General features: G+C 61.8%; 18 protein-coding genes. 2 read left to right on the top strand and 16 right to left on the bottom strand.

Features of this window, described 5'->3' with window-relative positions:
- Window positions 1-53: 53 nt before the first annotated feature.
- From pal to ruvC, 16 genes are all read right to left on the bottom strand, one after another.
- Window positions 54-593, bottom strand: coding sequence for a peptidoglycan-associated lipoprotein Pal (gene pal / locus FJQ55_RS14360; RefSeq protein WP_113376314.1), 540 nt, complete (start codon window positions 591-593; stop codon window positions 54-56).
- A gap of 167 nt (window positions 594-760) precedes the next feature.
- Window positions 761-2,065: a Tol-Pal system beta propeller repeat protein TolB gene (gene tolB, locus FJQ55_RS14355; RefSeq protein ID WP_140828895.1), complete on the bottom strand. Its 1,305-nt coding sequence runs from the start codon at window positions 2,063-2,065 to the stop codon at window positions 761-763.
- 21 nt (window positions 2,066-2,086) lie between these two features.
- Entirely contained in the window at window positions 2,087-3,160 is a 1,074-nt protein-coding gene (locus FJQ55_RS14350) for a hypothetical protein (RefSeq protein WP_140828893.1), read from the bottom strand.
- A gap of 9 nt (window positions 3,161-3,169) precedes the next feature.
- Window positions 3,170-3,622, bottom strand: coding sequence for a protein TolR (tolR, locus tag FJQ55_RS14345; protein WP_113376311.1), 453 nt, complete (start codon window positions 3,620-3,622; stop codon window positions 3,170-3,172).
- A gap of 25 nt (window positions 3,623-3,647) precedes the next feature.
- Entirely contained in the window at window positions 3,648-4,367 is a 720-nt protein-coding gene (tolQ, locus tag FJQ55_RS14340) for a protein TolQ (protein WP_140828890.1), read from the bottom strand.
- A gap of 237 nt (window positions 4,368-4,604) precedes the next feature.
- Window positions 4,605-5,051 (bottom strand): tol-pal system-associated acyl-CoA thioesterase, encoded by a 447-nt coding sequence (gene ybgC / locus FJQ55_RS14335; RefSeq protein ID WP_140828888.1) that lies wholly within the window; start codon window positions 5,049-5,051, stop codon window positions 4,605-4,607.
- Between the two features lie 99 nt (window positions 5,052-5,150).
- Complete coding sequence (locus tag FJQ55_RS14330; protein ID WP_140828886.1) at window positions 5,151-5,717, bottom strand: DinB family protein; 567 nt, start codon at window positions 5,715-5,717, stop codon at window positions 5,151-5,153.
- Window positions 5,714-6,223: an NUDIX hydrolase gene (locus FJQ55_RS14325; RefSeq protein WP_140828884.1), complete on the bottom strand. Its 510-nt coding sequence runs from the start codon at window positions 6,221-6,223 to the stop codon at window positions 5,714-5,716. Before FJQ55_RS14325 ends, FJQ55_RS14330 begins: the two co-directional genes overlap by 4 nt.
- On the bottom strand, window positions 6,223-7,128 hold the full coding sequence (locus tag FJQ55_RS14320; RefSeq protein WP_140828882.1) for a metallophosphoesterase: 906 nt from the start codon (window positions 7,126-7,128) through the stop codon (window positions 6,223-6,225). Before FJQ55_RS14320 ends, FJQ55_RS14325 begins: the two co-directional genes overlap by 1 nt.
- Window positions 7,129-8,169 (bottom strand): Holliday junction branch migration DNA helicase RuvB, encoded by a 1,041-nt coding sequence (gene ruvB, locus FJQ55_RS14315; protein ID WP_110791760.1) that lies wholly within the window; start codon window positions 8,167-8,169, stop codon window positions 7,129-7,131. It abuts the gene before it with no gap.
- The gene (locus tag FJQ55_RS14310) at window positions 8,166-8,561 is read right to left on the bottom strand and encodes a PIN domain-containing protein (RefSeq protein WP_062279865.1); all 396 of its coding nucleotides are present in this window, start codon (window positions 8,559-8,561) and stop codon (window positions 8,166-8,168) included. The genes ruvB and FJQ55_RS14310 overlap by 4 nt, the downstream gene beginning before the upstream one ends.
- Window positions 8,558-8,842, bottom strand: coding sequence for an AbrB/MazE/SpoVT family DNA-binding domain-containing protein (locus FJQ55_RS14305; RefSeq protein WP_140828879.1), 285 nt, complete (start codon window positions 8,840-8,842; stop codon window positions 8,558-8,560). The genes FJQ55_RS14310 and FJQ55_RS14305 overlap by 4 nt, the downstream gene beginning before the upstream one ends.
- A 62-nt stretch (window positions 8,843-8,904) precedes the next feature.
- Complete coding sequence (gene ruvA, locus FJQ55_RS14300; protein WP_140828877.1) at window positions 8,905-9,522, bottom strand: Holliday junction branch migration protein RuvA; 618 nt, start codon at window positions 9,520-9,522, stop codon at window positions 8,905-8,907.
- A gap of 17 nt (window positions 9,523-9,539) precedes the next feature.
- A complete protein-coding gene (locus tag FJQ55_RS14295; protein WP_140828875.1) occupies window positions 9,540-9,959 on the bottom strand; it encodes a type II toxin-antitoxin system VapC family toxin in 420 nt (139 codons plus the stop codon).
- Complete coding sequence (locus FJQ55_RS14290) at window positions 9,940-10,200, bottom strand: AbrB/MazE/SpoVT family DNA-binding domain-containing protein (protein WP_140828872.1); 261 nt, start codon at window positions 10,198-10,200, stop codon at window positions 9,940-9,942. Before FJQ55_RS14290 ends, FJQ55_RS14295 begins: the two co-directional genes overlap by 20 nt.
- Window positions 10,201-10,255: 55 nt before the next feature.
- Window positions 10,256-10,768 (bottom strand): crossover junction endodeoxyribonuclease RuvC, encoded by a 513-nt coding sequence (ruvC, locus tag FJQ55_RS14285; protein ID WP_140828870.1) that lies wholly within the window; start codon window positions 10,766-10,768, stop codon window positions 10,256-10,258.
- 153 nt (window positions 10,769-10,921) lie between these two features.
- Between ruvC and FJQ55_RS14280 the strand changes: the two genes are divergently transcribed.
- Entirely contained in the window at window positions 10,922-11,932 is a 1,011-nt protein-coding gene (locus FJQ55_RS14280; RefSeq protein ID WP_140828868.1) for an LLM class flavin-dependent oxidoreductase, read from the top strand.
- A 263-nt stretch (window positions 11,933-12,195) separates the two neighbouring features.
- Window positions 12,196-13,047, top strand: coding sequence for an outer membrane protein (locus FJQ55_RS14275; protein ID WP_140828866.1), 852 nt, complete (start codon window positions 12,196-12,198; stop codon window positions 13,045-13,047).
- Window positions 13,048-13,126 lie beyond the last annotated feature (79 nt).

Below are 13,126 nucleotides of genomic sequence, written 5' to 3'. Positions count from 1 at the left end.
ATGTAAAAGGCGGCCCGGGGGCCGCCTTTCGTGTTCAGGCGATCCGTTGCGGATCACATGCCGGCGCCACCGAGAACGGTGACCGCGCGGCGGTTCTGCGACCAGCAGGAGATGTCGTCGCAGACGGCGACCGGACGTTCCTTGCCGTAGGAGATGGTCTTCATGCGCTGCGCCGGGACGCCACGCTGGGCGAGGTAGTCGCGGGTTGCGGCTGCACGGCGCGCGCCAAGTGCCAGGTTGTATTCGCGGGTGCCGCGTTCGTCGGCATGGCCTTCGATGGTGATGGCGTAGTTCGGGTAGCGAGCCAGCCACTGGGCCTGACGGTCGAGCGTCTGGGCGGCATCGGCGCGGATCGAGGTCGAATCCGTGTCGAAGAAGATGCGGTCGCCGACATTGACGGTGAAGTCCTGGGTCGAACCCGGGGTGGCGGCACCTGCGCCACCGGCGCCGAGGCCGAGGTCACCTGCGCTGTTGGGCAGGTTCTTCTTGTTGGCGCAGCCGGCGAGCGCCAGAGCGACCGTCAGGGCGATGAGGGCCGGGTTGCTGGCGAGGGTCTGCAGACGGCTCTTGGCCGGAGTGTGAATGCGGCTCATGCCGGTCTCCTTGAATTTCCTGTTAGGGTTGCTGGACCATAACCAATCGCGGTTAACCGGCTTCCAACAATCATGGTTAACAAATCGACAATTCGAATGGGATGACGCTCGATTTGCTTGAGTTTACGGCGAAAAAGAGGCGCTTTCGCGCCTCTTTTCAGTCAGTGCTATTCCATCAACGGCGACCAGGCCGGGTCGGATGCAAAGGAGGGCGTCTTGACCAGCTGCTCGTTGTAACCGGAGAGGTCGATCGAGTAGAGTTGCGGGCCACCGGCGCCGGCATTCTGGCGGAAGAACATCAACACGCGGCCGTTCGGTGCCCAGGTCGGGCCTTCGTTGTGGAAGCCGGTGGTCAGGATGCGTTCGCCCGAGCCGTCGGTCTTCATCACGCCGATCGAGAACTTGCCGCCCGACTGCTTGGTGAAGGCGATCAGGTCACCGCGCGGAGACCAGACCGGGGTCGAGTAGGAGCCATCGCCGAAGGAGATGCGGCGCTGGCCGGAGCCGTCGGCACCCATGACATAGAGCTGCTGGCGGCCGCCACGGTCACTTTCGAACACGATCTGGCTACCATCCGGAGAGTAGGAGGGCGAGGTGTCGATCGCGGCGGTCGAAGTCAGGCGGGTGGTCGTGCGGGAGCGCAGGTCCATGGTGTAGATATTAGCATTGCCATCCTGCTGCAGGCTCATGATGACACGCTGGCCATCGGGCGAGAAGCGGGGGGCAAACGTCATACCTGGGAAATTGCCGACAACTTCACGGCCACCGGTCTCCAGCTGGAGCAGGTAGACGCGGGGCTGGTCGCCCTCGAAGGACATGTAGGTGATTTCCTGGCGGCTCGGGGAGAAACGCGGGGTCAGAACGATGTCCTTGCTGTTGGTCAGCATGCGGACGTTTTCACCGTCCTGGTCCATGATCGCCAACTGGCGCTTGCGGTCCGTCTTCGGGCCGCTTTCGGAGACGAAGACGACGCGGGTGTCGAAATAGCCCTTTTCGCCGGTGATGCGCTCGTAGATGGCGTCGGCGATGATGTGGGCCACGCGGCGCCAGTTCTTCGGGTCGGTGAAGAACTGCTGGCCGGTCATCTGCTGGCCGCCGAAGGTGTCCCACAGGCGGAATTCGGCGCGCAGCCGGCCATCGGCCTCGCGGGTGATGCGGCCGACGACAAGCGCGTCTGCCTTGATAACCTTCCAGTCCTCGAAGCGCGGCGGCTGGTCGGGATTGGAGATCTTCTCGATGAAGGCCTGGCGGTTGATCGGGGCGAACAGGCCGGATCGCTTCAGGTCGGCCTCGACCACGGCCGAGATCTGCGCACCGATGCCGTCGCCCGAGATGAAGTCGGTGATGGCGATCGGCAGCGGCTGGACGTTGCCACGATTGATATTGATTTCCACGGCTGCGTTCGCGGGGGAAACGAAGGCACCGGCCAGGCCGGCACAGACCAGCAGAAGTCGGAGGAATGCGTTTTTCATGCTCTCGAAGCCTTTCAGCTCTTACATCAGTTCGCTGGGGTCGAAATTGACGACAACTTCAGACCAAGCGTCGTATTTGTCCCGCGGCAGATTGGTGAACGGGGCGGATTTGCGAACGGCACGCACGGCGCCGCTCATGAGGACCTGTTGAGCGCTGGGGGAGCCACCGGTGGCGCTTGCCTCCGGTTCACCGACCAGTTCGCCGTTTTCGTCCAGGCGGAAGGTGACGCGGATGCGCACGTCGGCGGCATCGGCCATGCCCGGGGTGATCAGCCAGTTGTTCTGAATGATGCCGCGCAGGGCATCGAGTTCGCTCTGGCTGAGCTTGGAGCCACCGGTATTGGTCTTGCCGCCAAGTGCTGCCTTGTCGGTCGAGCGCTTGGCGCCGCCACCGGCCGCATCCGTCTTGTTGAGCAGGGCGGCCACTTCGTCAGCGTTGAAATCGCTTTCCATCTGCTGCTTCGACTTGGCGGTTTCCTGCGTCTTGGTATCCTGCTTGGCGTCCTTCTTCGGCGTCGACTTCGGCTCCGGCTTTTTCTCGGCGGGCTTGGCGACTTCCGGCTGCGGACGGGCGGCCGGGATCGGCGCCTGTTCGGGAAGTGGGATTTCCTCGGCAGCGGCCTGCTCGGCGGGCGCGGGTTCGGGCGGCTTGGTCTCTTCCGGCGGCGTCGGCTCGGCGGGTTTCGGCTCCGGTGGCGGCGCCGTCTCTTCCTTGACGATTTCCTTGACGTCGTTGACCTCGGGATCGGGCTCCGGCACCGGGGTCTCGACCTTTTCCGGGGCGGCAGCGACTTCCTGCTCCACGGGACGCTGCGACGGCGTCGGCGGCGATTTCAGGTCGACTTCATTGTCGCCGAAGTTTTCGGCGGGCTGGGCAATCGGCGGCTTTTTGGTCGGAACGGGCGCGGATTTTTCGGCGGGCGGGGCTTTCTTGTCGCCCTGCTGGATCTGGGTGAACTCCTCGATCGGCACGATGTCGACCGGAAGCGATTCCATGTTGACCACTTCCAGCTTTTCAGGCGAGCCGAGGCTCACCAGCGTCGCTACGAGCGCCAGTCCATGCAGAAACGAGGATGTGAAGAGGCTGCCCTTCATGTCGTCCGATCAGTTCTGCTGTTCCTGTAGGGTCACGAGACCGATATTGGTGAAACCGGCGGCCGAGATCCGCGCCATGACCTGCATGACAATGCCATAGGTGGCGGCGGTATCGGCGCGCACGTAGATGCGTTCGTTGTAGCCGGTGGTGGCGATCGCCTGCAGCTTGGGCACGACCTCGTCGATGGGGATCGCCGTTTCCTGCAGATAGATCTCGCCCTTCGGATTGACCGAGACGGTGATCGGCTGGGTTTCGCTGTTCATCGCCTTGGCCTGCGTCTGCGGCAGGTCGATGGGAACGCCAACCGTCATCATCGGCGCTGCGACCATGAAAATGATCAGAAGCACCAGCATGACGTCGACCATCGGGGTGACGTTGATTTCGCTGACGAGGGCGCGCTTGCCGCTGCGACGTCCGCGACGGCCTCCGCCTCCTCCACCTGAACCGACCGACATACCCATGCGCTAATCTCCTGCTGTCGAGGCCTTATTGCGCCGCCTGGCGGGGCTGCAGCTTCTCGTCGATCTGGCGCGAGAGGATGGCCGAGAATTCGTCGGCGAAGCCTTCCATGCGGGCCGTCAGCTTGCCGGCTTCGCCGGAAAACTTGTTGTAGGCGATGACCGCGGGGATAGCGGCAACGAGGCCGATCGCGGTCGCGAGCAGTGCTTCGGCGATACCGGGGGCGACGACGGCGAGGCTGGTGTTCTTCGAACCGGCAATCGCCTGGAACGAGGTCATGATACCGATGACGGTACCGAACAGGCCAATGAATGGCGCGGCAGAGCCGATGGTGGCGAGCGAGGAGAGGCGACCTTCCAGTGTCTCGGACTCACGGGCCATGGTCACGTCCATGGCGCGGTCGATACGCATCTGCAGGCCGATCGGCGAGCGGGCGCCGCGCTCAAAACTCTTCTTCCACTCGCGCATGGCGGCGACGAACATGGCGGCAAGGCCGGTGTTGTTGCGCTCGGCGAGTGTGCGGTAAAGCTCTTCCAGCGACTGACCGGACCAGAAGACCTGTTCGAACTGGTCGAACTGGCGGCGCGCACGGGCATAGCTCAGATATTTGTCGATGACGATCGCCCAGGTCCAGACCGAGGCGGCCAAGAGGCCGAGCATGACCAGCTTGACGATCAGGCCTGCCTGCATGAACAGTCCCCACAAGCTTACGTCGTGGGTCGCTGCTGCCATTCCAACTTGTTCCATCGCCTAAAAATCCCCGAAATCCAAACGCCCGGTGAGAGGACCGGGCGGCGACATGAGCTGTGCTGCTGGAAGAATGCGGTCGCTGCCGCCGACATCCCTATCCCGCCTAAGCTCCCAGAATGCCTTCTGGGCTGAAAATTTGGTCAAAGGAAGGCGTGCGGTGCACAAACTCCCACTCCGGAGTAAGACCCTATTATGGTTAAGAAGGCGTTACTTTCGGGGTCGATCACGGGCTTGTCAGCTTTCGCCGAGAAACTGCGCGGCGAGGGATTCGGGCAGGCGGCGGGGACGCCCGTACCGATTGACCACAGCGATGACGACTTTGGCAGCGATCAGCAGCCGGTCATCGCGCACGATCTCCTGCTGCAACACCATCTTGGCACCACCGGCCTTTTCGGTGCGGGTGCGGACGGTGATGACGTCGTCCATGCGGGCCGGGGCCTTGAAGTCGATTTCCATGCGATGAACCATGAAGGCGAGGCCTTCATCCGAACTCTCGAACAGCGCCGACTGCTCGACGCCGAGGCAGCGCAGATAATCGGTTCGGGCGCGCTCCATGAAATGCAGATAGCGGGCGTGATAGACGGCGCCGGAAAAGTCGGTGTCTTCGTAGTAGACGCGCTGTGTGAGGGAATGCACGCCGTCAGTGATTTCGCCGGAGAGGGAAATGGATAGGGATGTCATGGCATTCTCCGGCGGCGAAAGTCTCAACGGCTCCTCCCCTCGATCGACTGCCGAGGGGACAAGGGCTTCACGTGCTGCGCTCGCTAGCGCATCACGGTCTCACCTGTCCAGATCCATCACGTCTGCTTCCGTCAACCCCAACCTCTCCATCACGTCGACGCGGCTCGCCGCATCATCAGCGACGATGAATTCGTCCAGTTGCGGCGGCTTGACGCTGGTGCCGGACAGCATGGCATGCGCCTGGCCGCGATGATGGGTCTGATGCTGGAAGAGATGGGAGAGCACGTCGTCCGTGCGCTCCACCTGAATGCGGCCCGTGCGGTGGACGCGGGTCGGCCGTCCGAGATCTTCGTCCCCAAGCTTTCGGCACAAGGTCAACAGGCGACGGTCGGATGCCAATTGCGCGGCCCGGAGTTCGGCTGCGTCGGAGTATGGCACCGCGTTCTGCCAGGCTCTCGGGCCAAGGTCGCCACCCTCCAGGGCGTCGATGTAGAACCAGTCGATGATCAGGATGTGATTGAGGGTTGCGACCAGCGACGGAAAGAAGCCGGTTCGCGGCGCCTCGAATTCGCCGGGCTTAAGGGCGGAAACCGCCTCGTGCAGCCGGTCGTTGGCCAGCATATTGGCAAAAGCGAGCTTGCGAATGAACCGGAGGGCATTGGTCATGGCGTATCCAGGTCTCCGTCGTGCCAGACAATGTGCTTCGGCGCGGTCGGCAGGGTCTCGATTTCGTCGGCGATGAAATAAGGCGGGATATCGAGCGCGGTCAGGGCTTGCCGCGTTGCCGGTACCCATTTGAATTCGAGGCTGTTCTTGCCGTCCTCGTTGCGGTGGACGATGTCAGAGGTATGGAAGGGGAAGTGATCCGGGATCTCCATGCGGTAGTAAAAGCCGAGTTCGTGCCACGCCTTGCCCTCGTAGTCGAAGAAATTCTCGACGATCCAGAGGAGGGGGCCGACGACGGCCTCGACGCCGAGTTCCTCCTGCATCTCTCGTATCAGCGTCTCCGTAGACGTCTCGCCGATCTCGGCCCGACCGCCCGGAAAGGTCCAGAAGGTCTCGTGGGTGGCGCGGTGGACGAGGACGTGACCATCGCGAAAGGCGAGGCCGGCGATGCGGTGGTTGAAGCGCCGCTTGCCGTCCTTGATGGTGATGAGGGTGCGTTTGGACATCAGGCGGAACCCAATTCTAGCAGGAGGATTTCCGGTCTGACACCGACGCGAATTGGCAGGAACGAACAGCCGAGACCACGCGAGACGATGAGATGGCGGTCTCGCTCATGAAAGTGGCCGCCCGGGTATCGCCAGGAGCCGCGCGATGCGGCGACGGGATGCCAGCCGAACAGATTGATCTGACCACCATGTGTATGGCCGCAGAGCGTCAGGGCGACGCGCTCGGTGACTTGAGGGAAGATATCGGGTTCGTGCGCCATCAGGATGACGGGCGCGTCGTCGGTTACAATGCGCATAGTGGAGGGCAGATCATCGATTCCGGTCATGGTCTTGCGGTTGAAGTGCTTGCCAGGCCTCAAGGCCATCTGATCGCCAAGGCCTGCTATCCAGAATGCCTGGCCATCCTTTTCCAGCCGCACAGCCTCGTTCACGTAGGTCGCGATGCCCACCTGCTGCAGGGCCCTGGTGGCAATGTTGCCTGCCGAGGGATCGCGCTGAAAGGTAAGATCCTCCCAATAATCGTGATTGCCGAGGATCGCATGGATGCCGAGCGGAGCTCGAAGGGTAGCAAGTGCGGCCGCCCAGTCCACCGCATCGACGTAGTCGCTGACGACATTGGTTCCCGCAGCATAGTCCCCGAGAAGCAGGCAAATGTCCGGGTCCAGCGCATTCGCCATGGCGCAGACGTCCTCGATCCGAGAGCGACTCATCCACGGTTCGCAGGCGTGAAAGTCCGCCAACACGGCCACACGCAGCTTCAATTCCGTTGGCCAATTCTTCGGAGTCACGGCGTAGCGGCGTATTTCTGGGCGCCTGAAAACCTCCGTGAAGGGATAGGCTGCTGTTGCGATCAGGCTCAGGAACCCGGCTCCGAAGAGCTTCAATAGTCCCCGTCGTGTGATCATTCAGTCGTCCTCGAGCGTCAGCCGGAATTGCGCCGCCTCCAGATCCTTGGGTGGCTGCATTCCCAGATGCTTCCATGCGTTTGCGGTCAAAACACGGCCGCGTGGGGTGCGCTGAATGAAGCCCTGCTGGATCATGTAGGGCTCGATAATGTCCTCGATGGCGTCGCGTGGCTCGGAGAGACCGGCGGCAATCGTTTCGATGCCGACCGGGCCGCCGCCGAAATTGACGGCGATCATCGAGAGGTAGCGCATGTCGAGCTGGTCGAGGCCCATATTGTCGACGTTGAGGCGCGTCAGCGCCTCGTCGGCGATCTCGCGGGTGACAGCCTCGGCGCGGGCGACTTCGGCGAAGTCCCGGACGCGGCGGAGCAGGCGGCCGGCGATGCGAGGCGTGCCACGGGCGCGGCGGGCGACTTCGCGGGCGCCGTCCTCCGTCATCGGCAGGTTCAACAGGCGGGCGCCACGGCGGACGATCGATTCCAGTTCTTCGACGGTGTAAAAATTGAGCCGCACGGGAATGCCGAAGCGGTCGCGCAGCGGCGTCGTCAGCAGGCCAAGGCGGGTGGTGGCGGCAACGAGGGTGAATTTCGACAGGTCGATCTTCACCGAGCGGGCGGCCGGGCCTTCACCGATGATCAGGTCGAGCTGGAAATCCTCCATGGCCGGATAGAGGATTTCCTCGACGGCGGGGCTCAGGCGATGGATTTCGTCGATGAAGAGCACATCGCGCTCTTCGAGATTGGTTAGAAGTGCGGCGAGATCGCCGGCCTTGGCAATGACCGGGCCGGAGGTCGAGCGGAAGTTGACACCGAGCTCTTTGGCCATGATCTGGGCGAGCGTCGTCTTGCCGAGGCCGGGCGGGCCGACGAAGAGTACGTGGTCCAGTGCCTCACCGCGGTTCTTCGCCGCCTCGATGAAGATCTTCAGATTGGCGCGCGCCTCCGCCTGGCCGGTGAAGTCGTCGAGCGTCTGCGGGCGCAGTGCCGCGTCCAGGTCTTCGCCACGCTTTTCCGGGGTCAGGATGGGGTTGTTGGTCATCATGCGAGAAGTTCCATGCCGGGCACGCGAGAGGCGGCGCGTTTGTCGAAGGTCAGAGTTGTGCGGGCTCCCGCACGTTTTGCCGCCCACGCGATCAGGTGGTCCGCCAGATCGGCCAGGGGTTGGCCGGTGCTCAGCAGGGCGTCGAGTTCTTCCGTGTATTCGATGACGAGGCCATCTGCCGCTAGGAGGCTTTGAAGAAGCTCGACCACGGTGGACATCTGGTATTTCATCGTGTTGTGCAGGATCCAGACGGTTTCCGCGATGACGATTGCACTGACATAGGCCGGGTCCTCGGCCGTTTTTGCTGAAAGGAAACTGCGCGCCAAAGCGTTCTGGGTGGGGTCGTCGTCAACCAGAAATCGAACCAGAATATTGGTATCGATGCCAATCACACCTGCGTCTCCGACCATCCGCGTTTGATCCGCTCGTCGTCTTCGGACACCGCCTTGGCTATAGCCTCGTCCATCTCTTCGATGGACAGGCTGACGCCGGACGGGGGAGTGCCGAGGATGCCAGCCAAATCTGCGAGCCTGATGTTTTTCGGGATCGCCACGACCTGACCGTTACGTGCAGAGACATAGAAGCGTGTTCCCGGCTCGAGCTTCAGCTCTTCGCGCACTTCGCTCGGGATCGTGATCTGACCTTTGGAGGTCATCGTGGTAAAGGCACCCATGTCTTACCTCGTCAAAGAATTCTTACGAGAAGCATAGCAGTATTTCGTCTATCGACCAATTCCTACCGCGATAGCTCCTTCAGCCCCAACCGGATCAGCTTGGCGCTATCGACCCCTTCGCCGCCATTCTTCAGCGCTGCGGCTATGGCATTGGCTGCCTGGTCTCGGGAATAACCGAGATTGGTGAGCGCCGAGACGGCATCGGCGACAGGAGCGGAGGCGACGCCTTCGCCGAGTTCCTGCTTGAGGCCGATATTGGCTGCAGCTTCGCCGGCGAAGGCGGGGGCCTTGTTCTTCAGTTCGGTGACGAGGCGCAGCGCCACCTTGGGGCCGACGCCGGGGGCGCGGGAGATGGCGGCCTTGTCCTGCAGGGCAATCGCGTTGGCGAGTTCCGACGGCGTGAGGGTCGAGAGTACGGCGAGCGCCACCTTGGCGCCGACACCCTGGACGCTCTGCAGGAGGTTGAACCATTCGCGCTCCAGCGCGCTCATGAAGCCGAAGAGTTTCAGCTGGTCTTCGCGCACATAGGTCTCGATGAACAGCACGACCGCTTCGCCGGCCGAGCCGATGCGCGACAGGGTACGCGACGAGCAATGGGCGACGTAGCAGACGCCGTGGACGTCGACGAGCACGTAATCGTCGCCGATCTCGTCGATAGTGCCTTTGAGTTTGCCGATCATGGGAAGCGTCCGTCGCGTTAAAGAGGATGGGTTTCTGGGGAGATGATATCGATATCCGGGAAGTAGCTGCGGTAGCGCGCTGCATCTCTTGTCAGAAGGCGATGAGACCGCACGGCGGCATGAGCACCGATGAAGAAGTCCGGCAATGTGCGCTCGCGCTGCCCGCCGTTCCGTCGGTAGAACAGATGCGCCTTGCCTGCGCGGAAGGCTACTTCGTATGACAAGGGTTCTTTCTTCAAGTCGAGCCAATCGAGCGCCTGGCTGAGCTGTTGCTCGCTCAACGGCGATGCAGCCAACTCCGACCATATTACCGGGTTGATCACCAGCGGACCCTCCTCAAAGCAGCGGCGCATTGCGCTGACTGACCACGCCCGCGTCGCACTATCTGGCCCGAGCACATCAATCAGCGCAGTGGTGTCAATGATGGTCGAGGTCATCACGCGGTCCTCGCAGCCAATCGACATATTCGTTTGCGGTCATGCCATTGGTATCGAAAATCCCTTCGACACTTCTCGCCCAGGCGTCGAAGTCCTTGAACGCATCGCTGGTATCGCCGTTCTTGACCAGCATGACGCCGTCCTCAGCCACAACGAAATCGACGTTCGATCCCGGCTTGATGTCGAGCCGATCGCGGATGTCCTTAGGGATGGTGACTTGGCCTTTTTCTGTGACGCGCATGGTAATACCTCTTCGGTATTACTTAAGGGAGGAAGTGGAACAAGTCAAGAACAAATCAGGCGGAGGCCAGCACCTTGCGCATGCGCTCCCCGCCGCGGTTGTGGGCGTGGCAGATGGCGATTGCGAGTGCGTCGGCGGCGTCGTTGCCCTTGAATTCGGCCTTGGGCATCAGGATCTTCAGCATCATGTGGATCTGCGCCTTTTCGCCGTGACCCACGCCGATAACTGCCTTCTTCACGGCATTCGGCGCGTATTCCGCAACGCGCAGGCCGGCACGGGCGGGGACGAGCATGGCGATGCCGCGAGCCTGGCCGAGCTTCAGGGTGGCAACGGCGTCCTTGTTAACGAAGGTTTGTTCGACAGCTGCTTCGTCCGGCTTATAGGCATGAACGACCTCGGAAAGGCCGTCATGCAACTGGCACAGGCGCGAGGCAAGGTCCATGTCGCCGTCAGAGGTCACGGTGCCTGAGGCGACGAAGCGCAGGGAGTTGCCGAGCGTCTCGATGACGCCCCAGCCGCAGCGGCGCAGGCCCGGATCTATGCCGATGATGCGAATCGTGGAAGTCATGGGAGACCCTAGTTCAGAATGGCCGATCAGTGCCAGTGAAATGTGAACAAAGCGAAAACATAAGAAGTGGTTATAATTTATTATCGTCACCTCTTGGGTCACCGCGCCCGGCTGACTACATGACACAGAACAGCGCAGCACAGGATTGATGCCATGATCCCCTTTTCCATTCTCGACCTTTCGCCGATCGCCGAGGGCCATTCGGTCCGCGATGCGCTGGATGCGTCGAGACGGCTGGCGCAAGTGGCGGAAGCCAACGGTTATCAACGGTTCTGGCTGGCCGAGCACCACGGCATGCCTGGCATCGCGAGTGCCGCGACATCCATCGTGATTGCCCATGTCGGGGCAGGGACCTCGACCATCCGCATCGGCTCGGGCGGCATCATGTTGCCCAATCATTCGCCGCTCGTCATTGCCGAGCAGTTCGGCACGCTGGAGGCGCTCTTTCCGGGGCGCGTCGATCTCGGCCTCGGTCGTGCACCGGGCACCGACATGCGGACCGCCCGCGCTTTGAGGCGCAACATGGATGCCGGCGTTGAAAGTTTTCCGCATGATATCATCGAGTTGCAGCGGCTGCTTGGCGAGCCGACAGAGGATCAGGGACTGCTGGCAGTGCCGGGAATGCGCAGCAATGTGCCGATCTGGCTGCTCGGCTCCAGCCTCTACAGCGCGCATCTCGCCGCAGCGCTCGGCCTGCCTTACGCCTTTGCGTCGCATTTCGCGCCCGACCAGCTGGGCGAGGCGGTGGAAATCTATCGCCAGCGCTTCGAGCCGTCAGAGGCGTTGCAGTCTCCGCATGTGATGGTGGGTGTGATGGCCGCTGTCGCCGAGACCGATCAGGAGGCAGCGCGCCTCTTTACGTCGGCACAGCAGCAGTTCGTCAATCTGAGACGCAATGTGCGCCGGCCGTTCCCGCGGCCTGTCGACAGCATGGACGGCTTCTGGACCGAGATCGAGCGGATCGGCGTCGAACACACGTTGCGTTACGCCATCGTCGGTTCGCCCGATACGGCAGCCCGCAAACTCGATGCGCTGATGGCGGAAGTGGCGCCAGACGAGGTCATCGTCTCGACGCCGATCCACGATCTCACTGCGCGGCTGCGTTCGGTCGAATTGTTCGCCGAGTTGCGCGACCGCGCCGATATCGGTGTTGCAGCTGAGTAAGTATCGCAGATGGCGATCCTGAAATGCGGCGCACCGACGCCCCTGATAGGCAGGGTCGCCGGTGCTTTCACTTCAAAATCCTCCCGATATCTGTCGGGAAGACTGCCGCTTGAAGTATCGCGTCCGCACGATATTTGTTGGCTATAGTTAACGCCCGTAGTTAATCCGAACTTAACTTTTCCTCTCCATTATCCGTCGCAGTTCACATTCTCAGGCAGCAGACGGCCTGATGAGACAACTCTGGGATTTTGGAGTCTCCTGTCATGACCAAAATGATTCTTGCAGTTGCTGCAGTTGCCATGCTGGCAAGCTCGGCAGCCCATTCTGCCGACCTTTATCAGCCCGAGCCGCAGCCGCAGCCCTATATCGACGCTCCGGAAGTCACCGTTTCCGAGGCTTCTGGATGGTACCTGCGTGGCGATCTGGGTTACAGCTTCAACAAGCTGCGCGGGGCGCAGTTTTTTCAGGGCTCGAACGCTGACCTAAGCGATTTCACCACCGCATCGATCAAAGACAATTTCACCGTAGGCGGTGGTGTCGGTTACCAGGTCAACAGCTATCTGCGCACCGATCTGACCTTTGACTACATGTTCAAGTCCGATTTCAAGGGCTCGACAAGTGGCACCTGCGGCGACGGCGTCGGTAACCCGTTTGTAGCCTGCAGCTCGTCGGATGTCGCCGCCATGCGCGCCTACACTCTGATGGCAAACGCCTATGTTGACCTTGGTTCCTATGCCTATTTCACTCCGTACATCGGCGCCGGCATCGGCGGTTCCTACGTGAAGTGGGACAAGCTGCGAAACACCATCTGTGACGACCCTTATGCTGCCGGCTGCTACTCGGAAGAGCATGAAGGGAAGGGCAGCTGGCGCTTCGCCTATCAGCTGATGGCCGGCGCCTCGATCGACGTTACCTGCAACGTCAAGGCCGATGTCGGTTACCGCTTCCGCCACACCCTCGGTGGTGACATGTTCGGCTACGCTTCGAACGGCGGCCCGGGCTATGACAAGGGCTTCTACAGCCACGACATCCATGCCGGCGCCCGTTACATCTTCGGCGGTTGCGAACAGCCCGTCGCCTATGAGCCGCCGCCACAGCCGATCGTCTACAAGTGATCCGGGCAGCGGGCGGCCGTGGTTGCTCGTGCAGAACTCTCTCGTATGAAAGGGCTCCAAAAGGAGCCCTTTCTGCTTT

The organism is Rhizobium glycinendophyticum (assembly GCF_006443685.1).
GTDB classification, from domain to species: Bacteria; Pseudomonadota; Alphaproteobacteria; order Rhizobiales; family Rhizobiaceae; genus Allorhizobium; species Allorhizobium glycinendophyticum.
This window is presented reverse-complemented; position numbering and strand designations above follow the sequence as displayed.

Excerpts from the sequence above, each read along its gene's own strand:
- pal (WP_113376314.1), bottom strand. The coding sequence starts at position 593 with ATGAGCCGCATTCACACTCCGGCCAAGAGCCGTCTGCAGACCCTCGCC.
- tolB (WP_140828895.1), bottom strand. The coding sequence starts at position 2,065 with ATGAAAAACGCATTCCTCCGACTTCTGCTGGTCTGTGCCGGCCTGGCC.
- FJQ55_RS14350 (WP_140828893.1), bottom strand. The coding sequence starts at position 3,160 with ATGAAGGGCAGCCTCTTCACATCCTCGTTTCTGCATGGACTGGCGCTC.
- tolR (WP_113376311.1), bottom strand. The coding sequence starts at position 3,622 with ATGGGTATGTCGGTCGGTTCAGGTGGAGGAGGCGGAGGCCGTCGCGGA.
- tolQ (WP_140828890.1), bottom strand. The coding sequence starts at position 4,367 with ATGGAACAAGTTGGAATGGCAGCAGCGACCCACGACGTAAGCTTGTGG.
- ybgC (WP_140828888.1), bottom strand. The coding sequence starts at position 5,051 with ATGACATCCCTATCCATTTCCCTCTCCGGCGAAATCACTGACGGCGTG.
- FJQ55_RS14330 (WP_140828886.1), bottom strand. The coding sequence starts at position 5,717 with ATGACCAATGCCCTCCGGTTCATTCGCAAGCTCGCTTTTGCCAATATG.
- FJQ55_RS14325 (WP_140828884.1), bottom strand. The coding sequence starts at position 6,223 with ATGTCCAAACGCACCCTCATCACCATCAAGGACGGCAAGCGGCGCTTC.
- FJQ55_RS14320 (WP_140828882.1), bottom strand. The coding sequence starts at position 7,128 with ATGATCACACGACGGGGACTATTGAAGCTCTTCGGAGCCGGGTTCCTG.
- ruvB (WP_110791760.1), bottom strand. The coding sequence starts at position 8,169 with ATGATGACCAACAACCCCATCCTGACCCCGGAAAAGCGTGGCGAAGAC.
- FJQ55_RS14305 (WP_140828879.1), bottom strand. The coding sequence starts at position 8,842 with ATGGGTGCCTTTACCACGATGACCTCCAAAGGTCAGATCACGATCCCG.
- ruvA (WP_140828877.1), bottom strand. The coding sequence starts at position 9,522 with ATGATCGGCAAACTCAAAGGCACTATCGACGAGATCGGCGACGATTAC.
- FJQ55_RS14295 (WP_140828875.1), bottom strand. The coding sequence starts at position 9,959 with ATGACCTCGACCATCATTGACACCACTGCGCTGATTGATGTGCTCGGG.
- FJQ55_RS14290 (WP_140828872.1), bottom strand. The coding sequence starts at position 10,200 with ATGCGCGTCACAGAAAAAGGCCAAGTCACCATCCCTAAGGACATCCGC.
- ruvC (WP_140828870.1), bottom strand. The coding sequence starts at position 10,768 with ATGACTTCCACGATTCGCATCATCGGCATAGATCCGGGCCTGCGCCGC.
- FJQ55_RS14280 (WP_140828868.1), top strand. The coding sequence starts at position 10,922 with ATGATCCCCTTTTCCATTCTCGACCTTTCGCCGATCGCCGAGGGCCAT.
- FJQ55_RS14275 (WP_140828866.1), top strand. The coding sequence starts at position 12,196 with ATGACCAAAATGATTCTTGCAGTTGCTGCAGTTGCCATGCTGGCAAGC.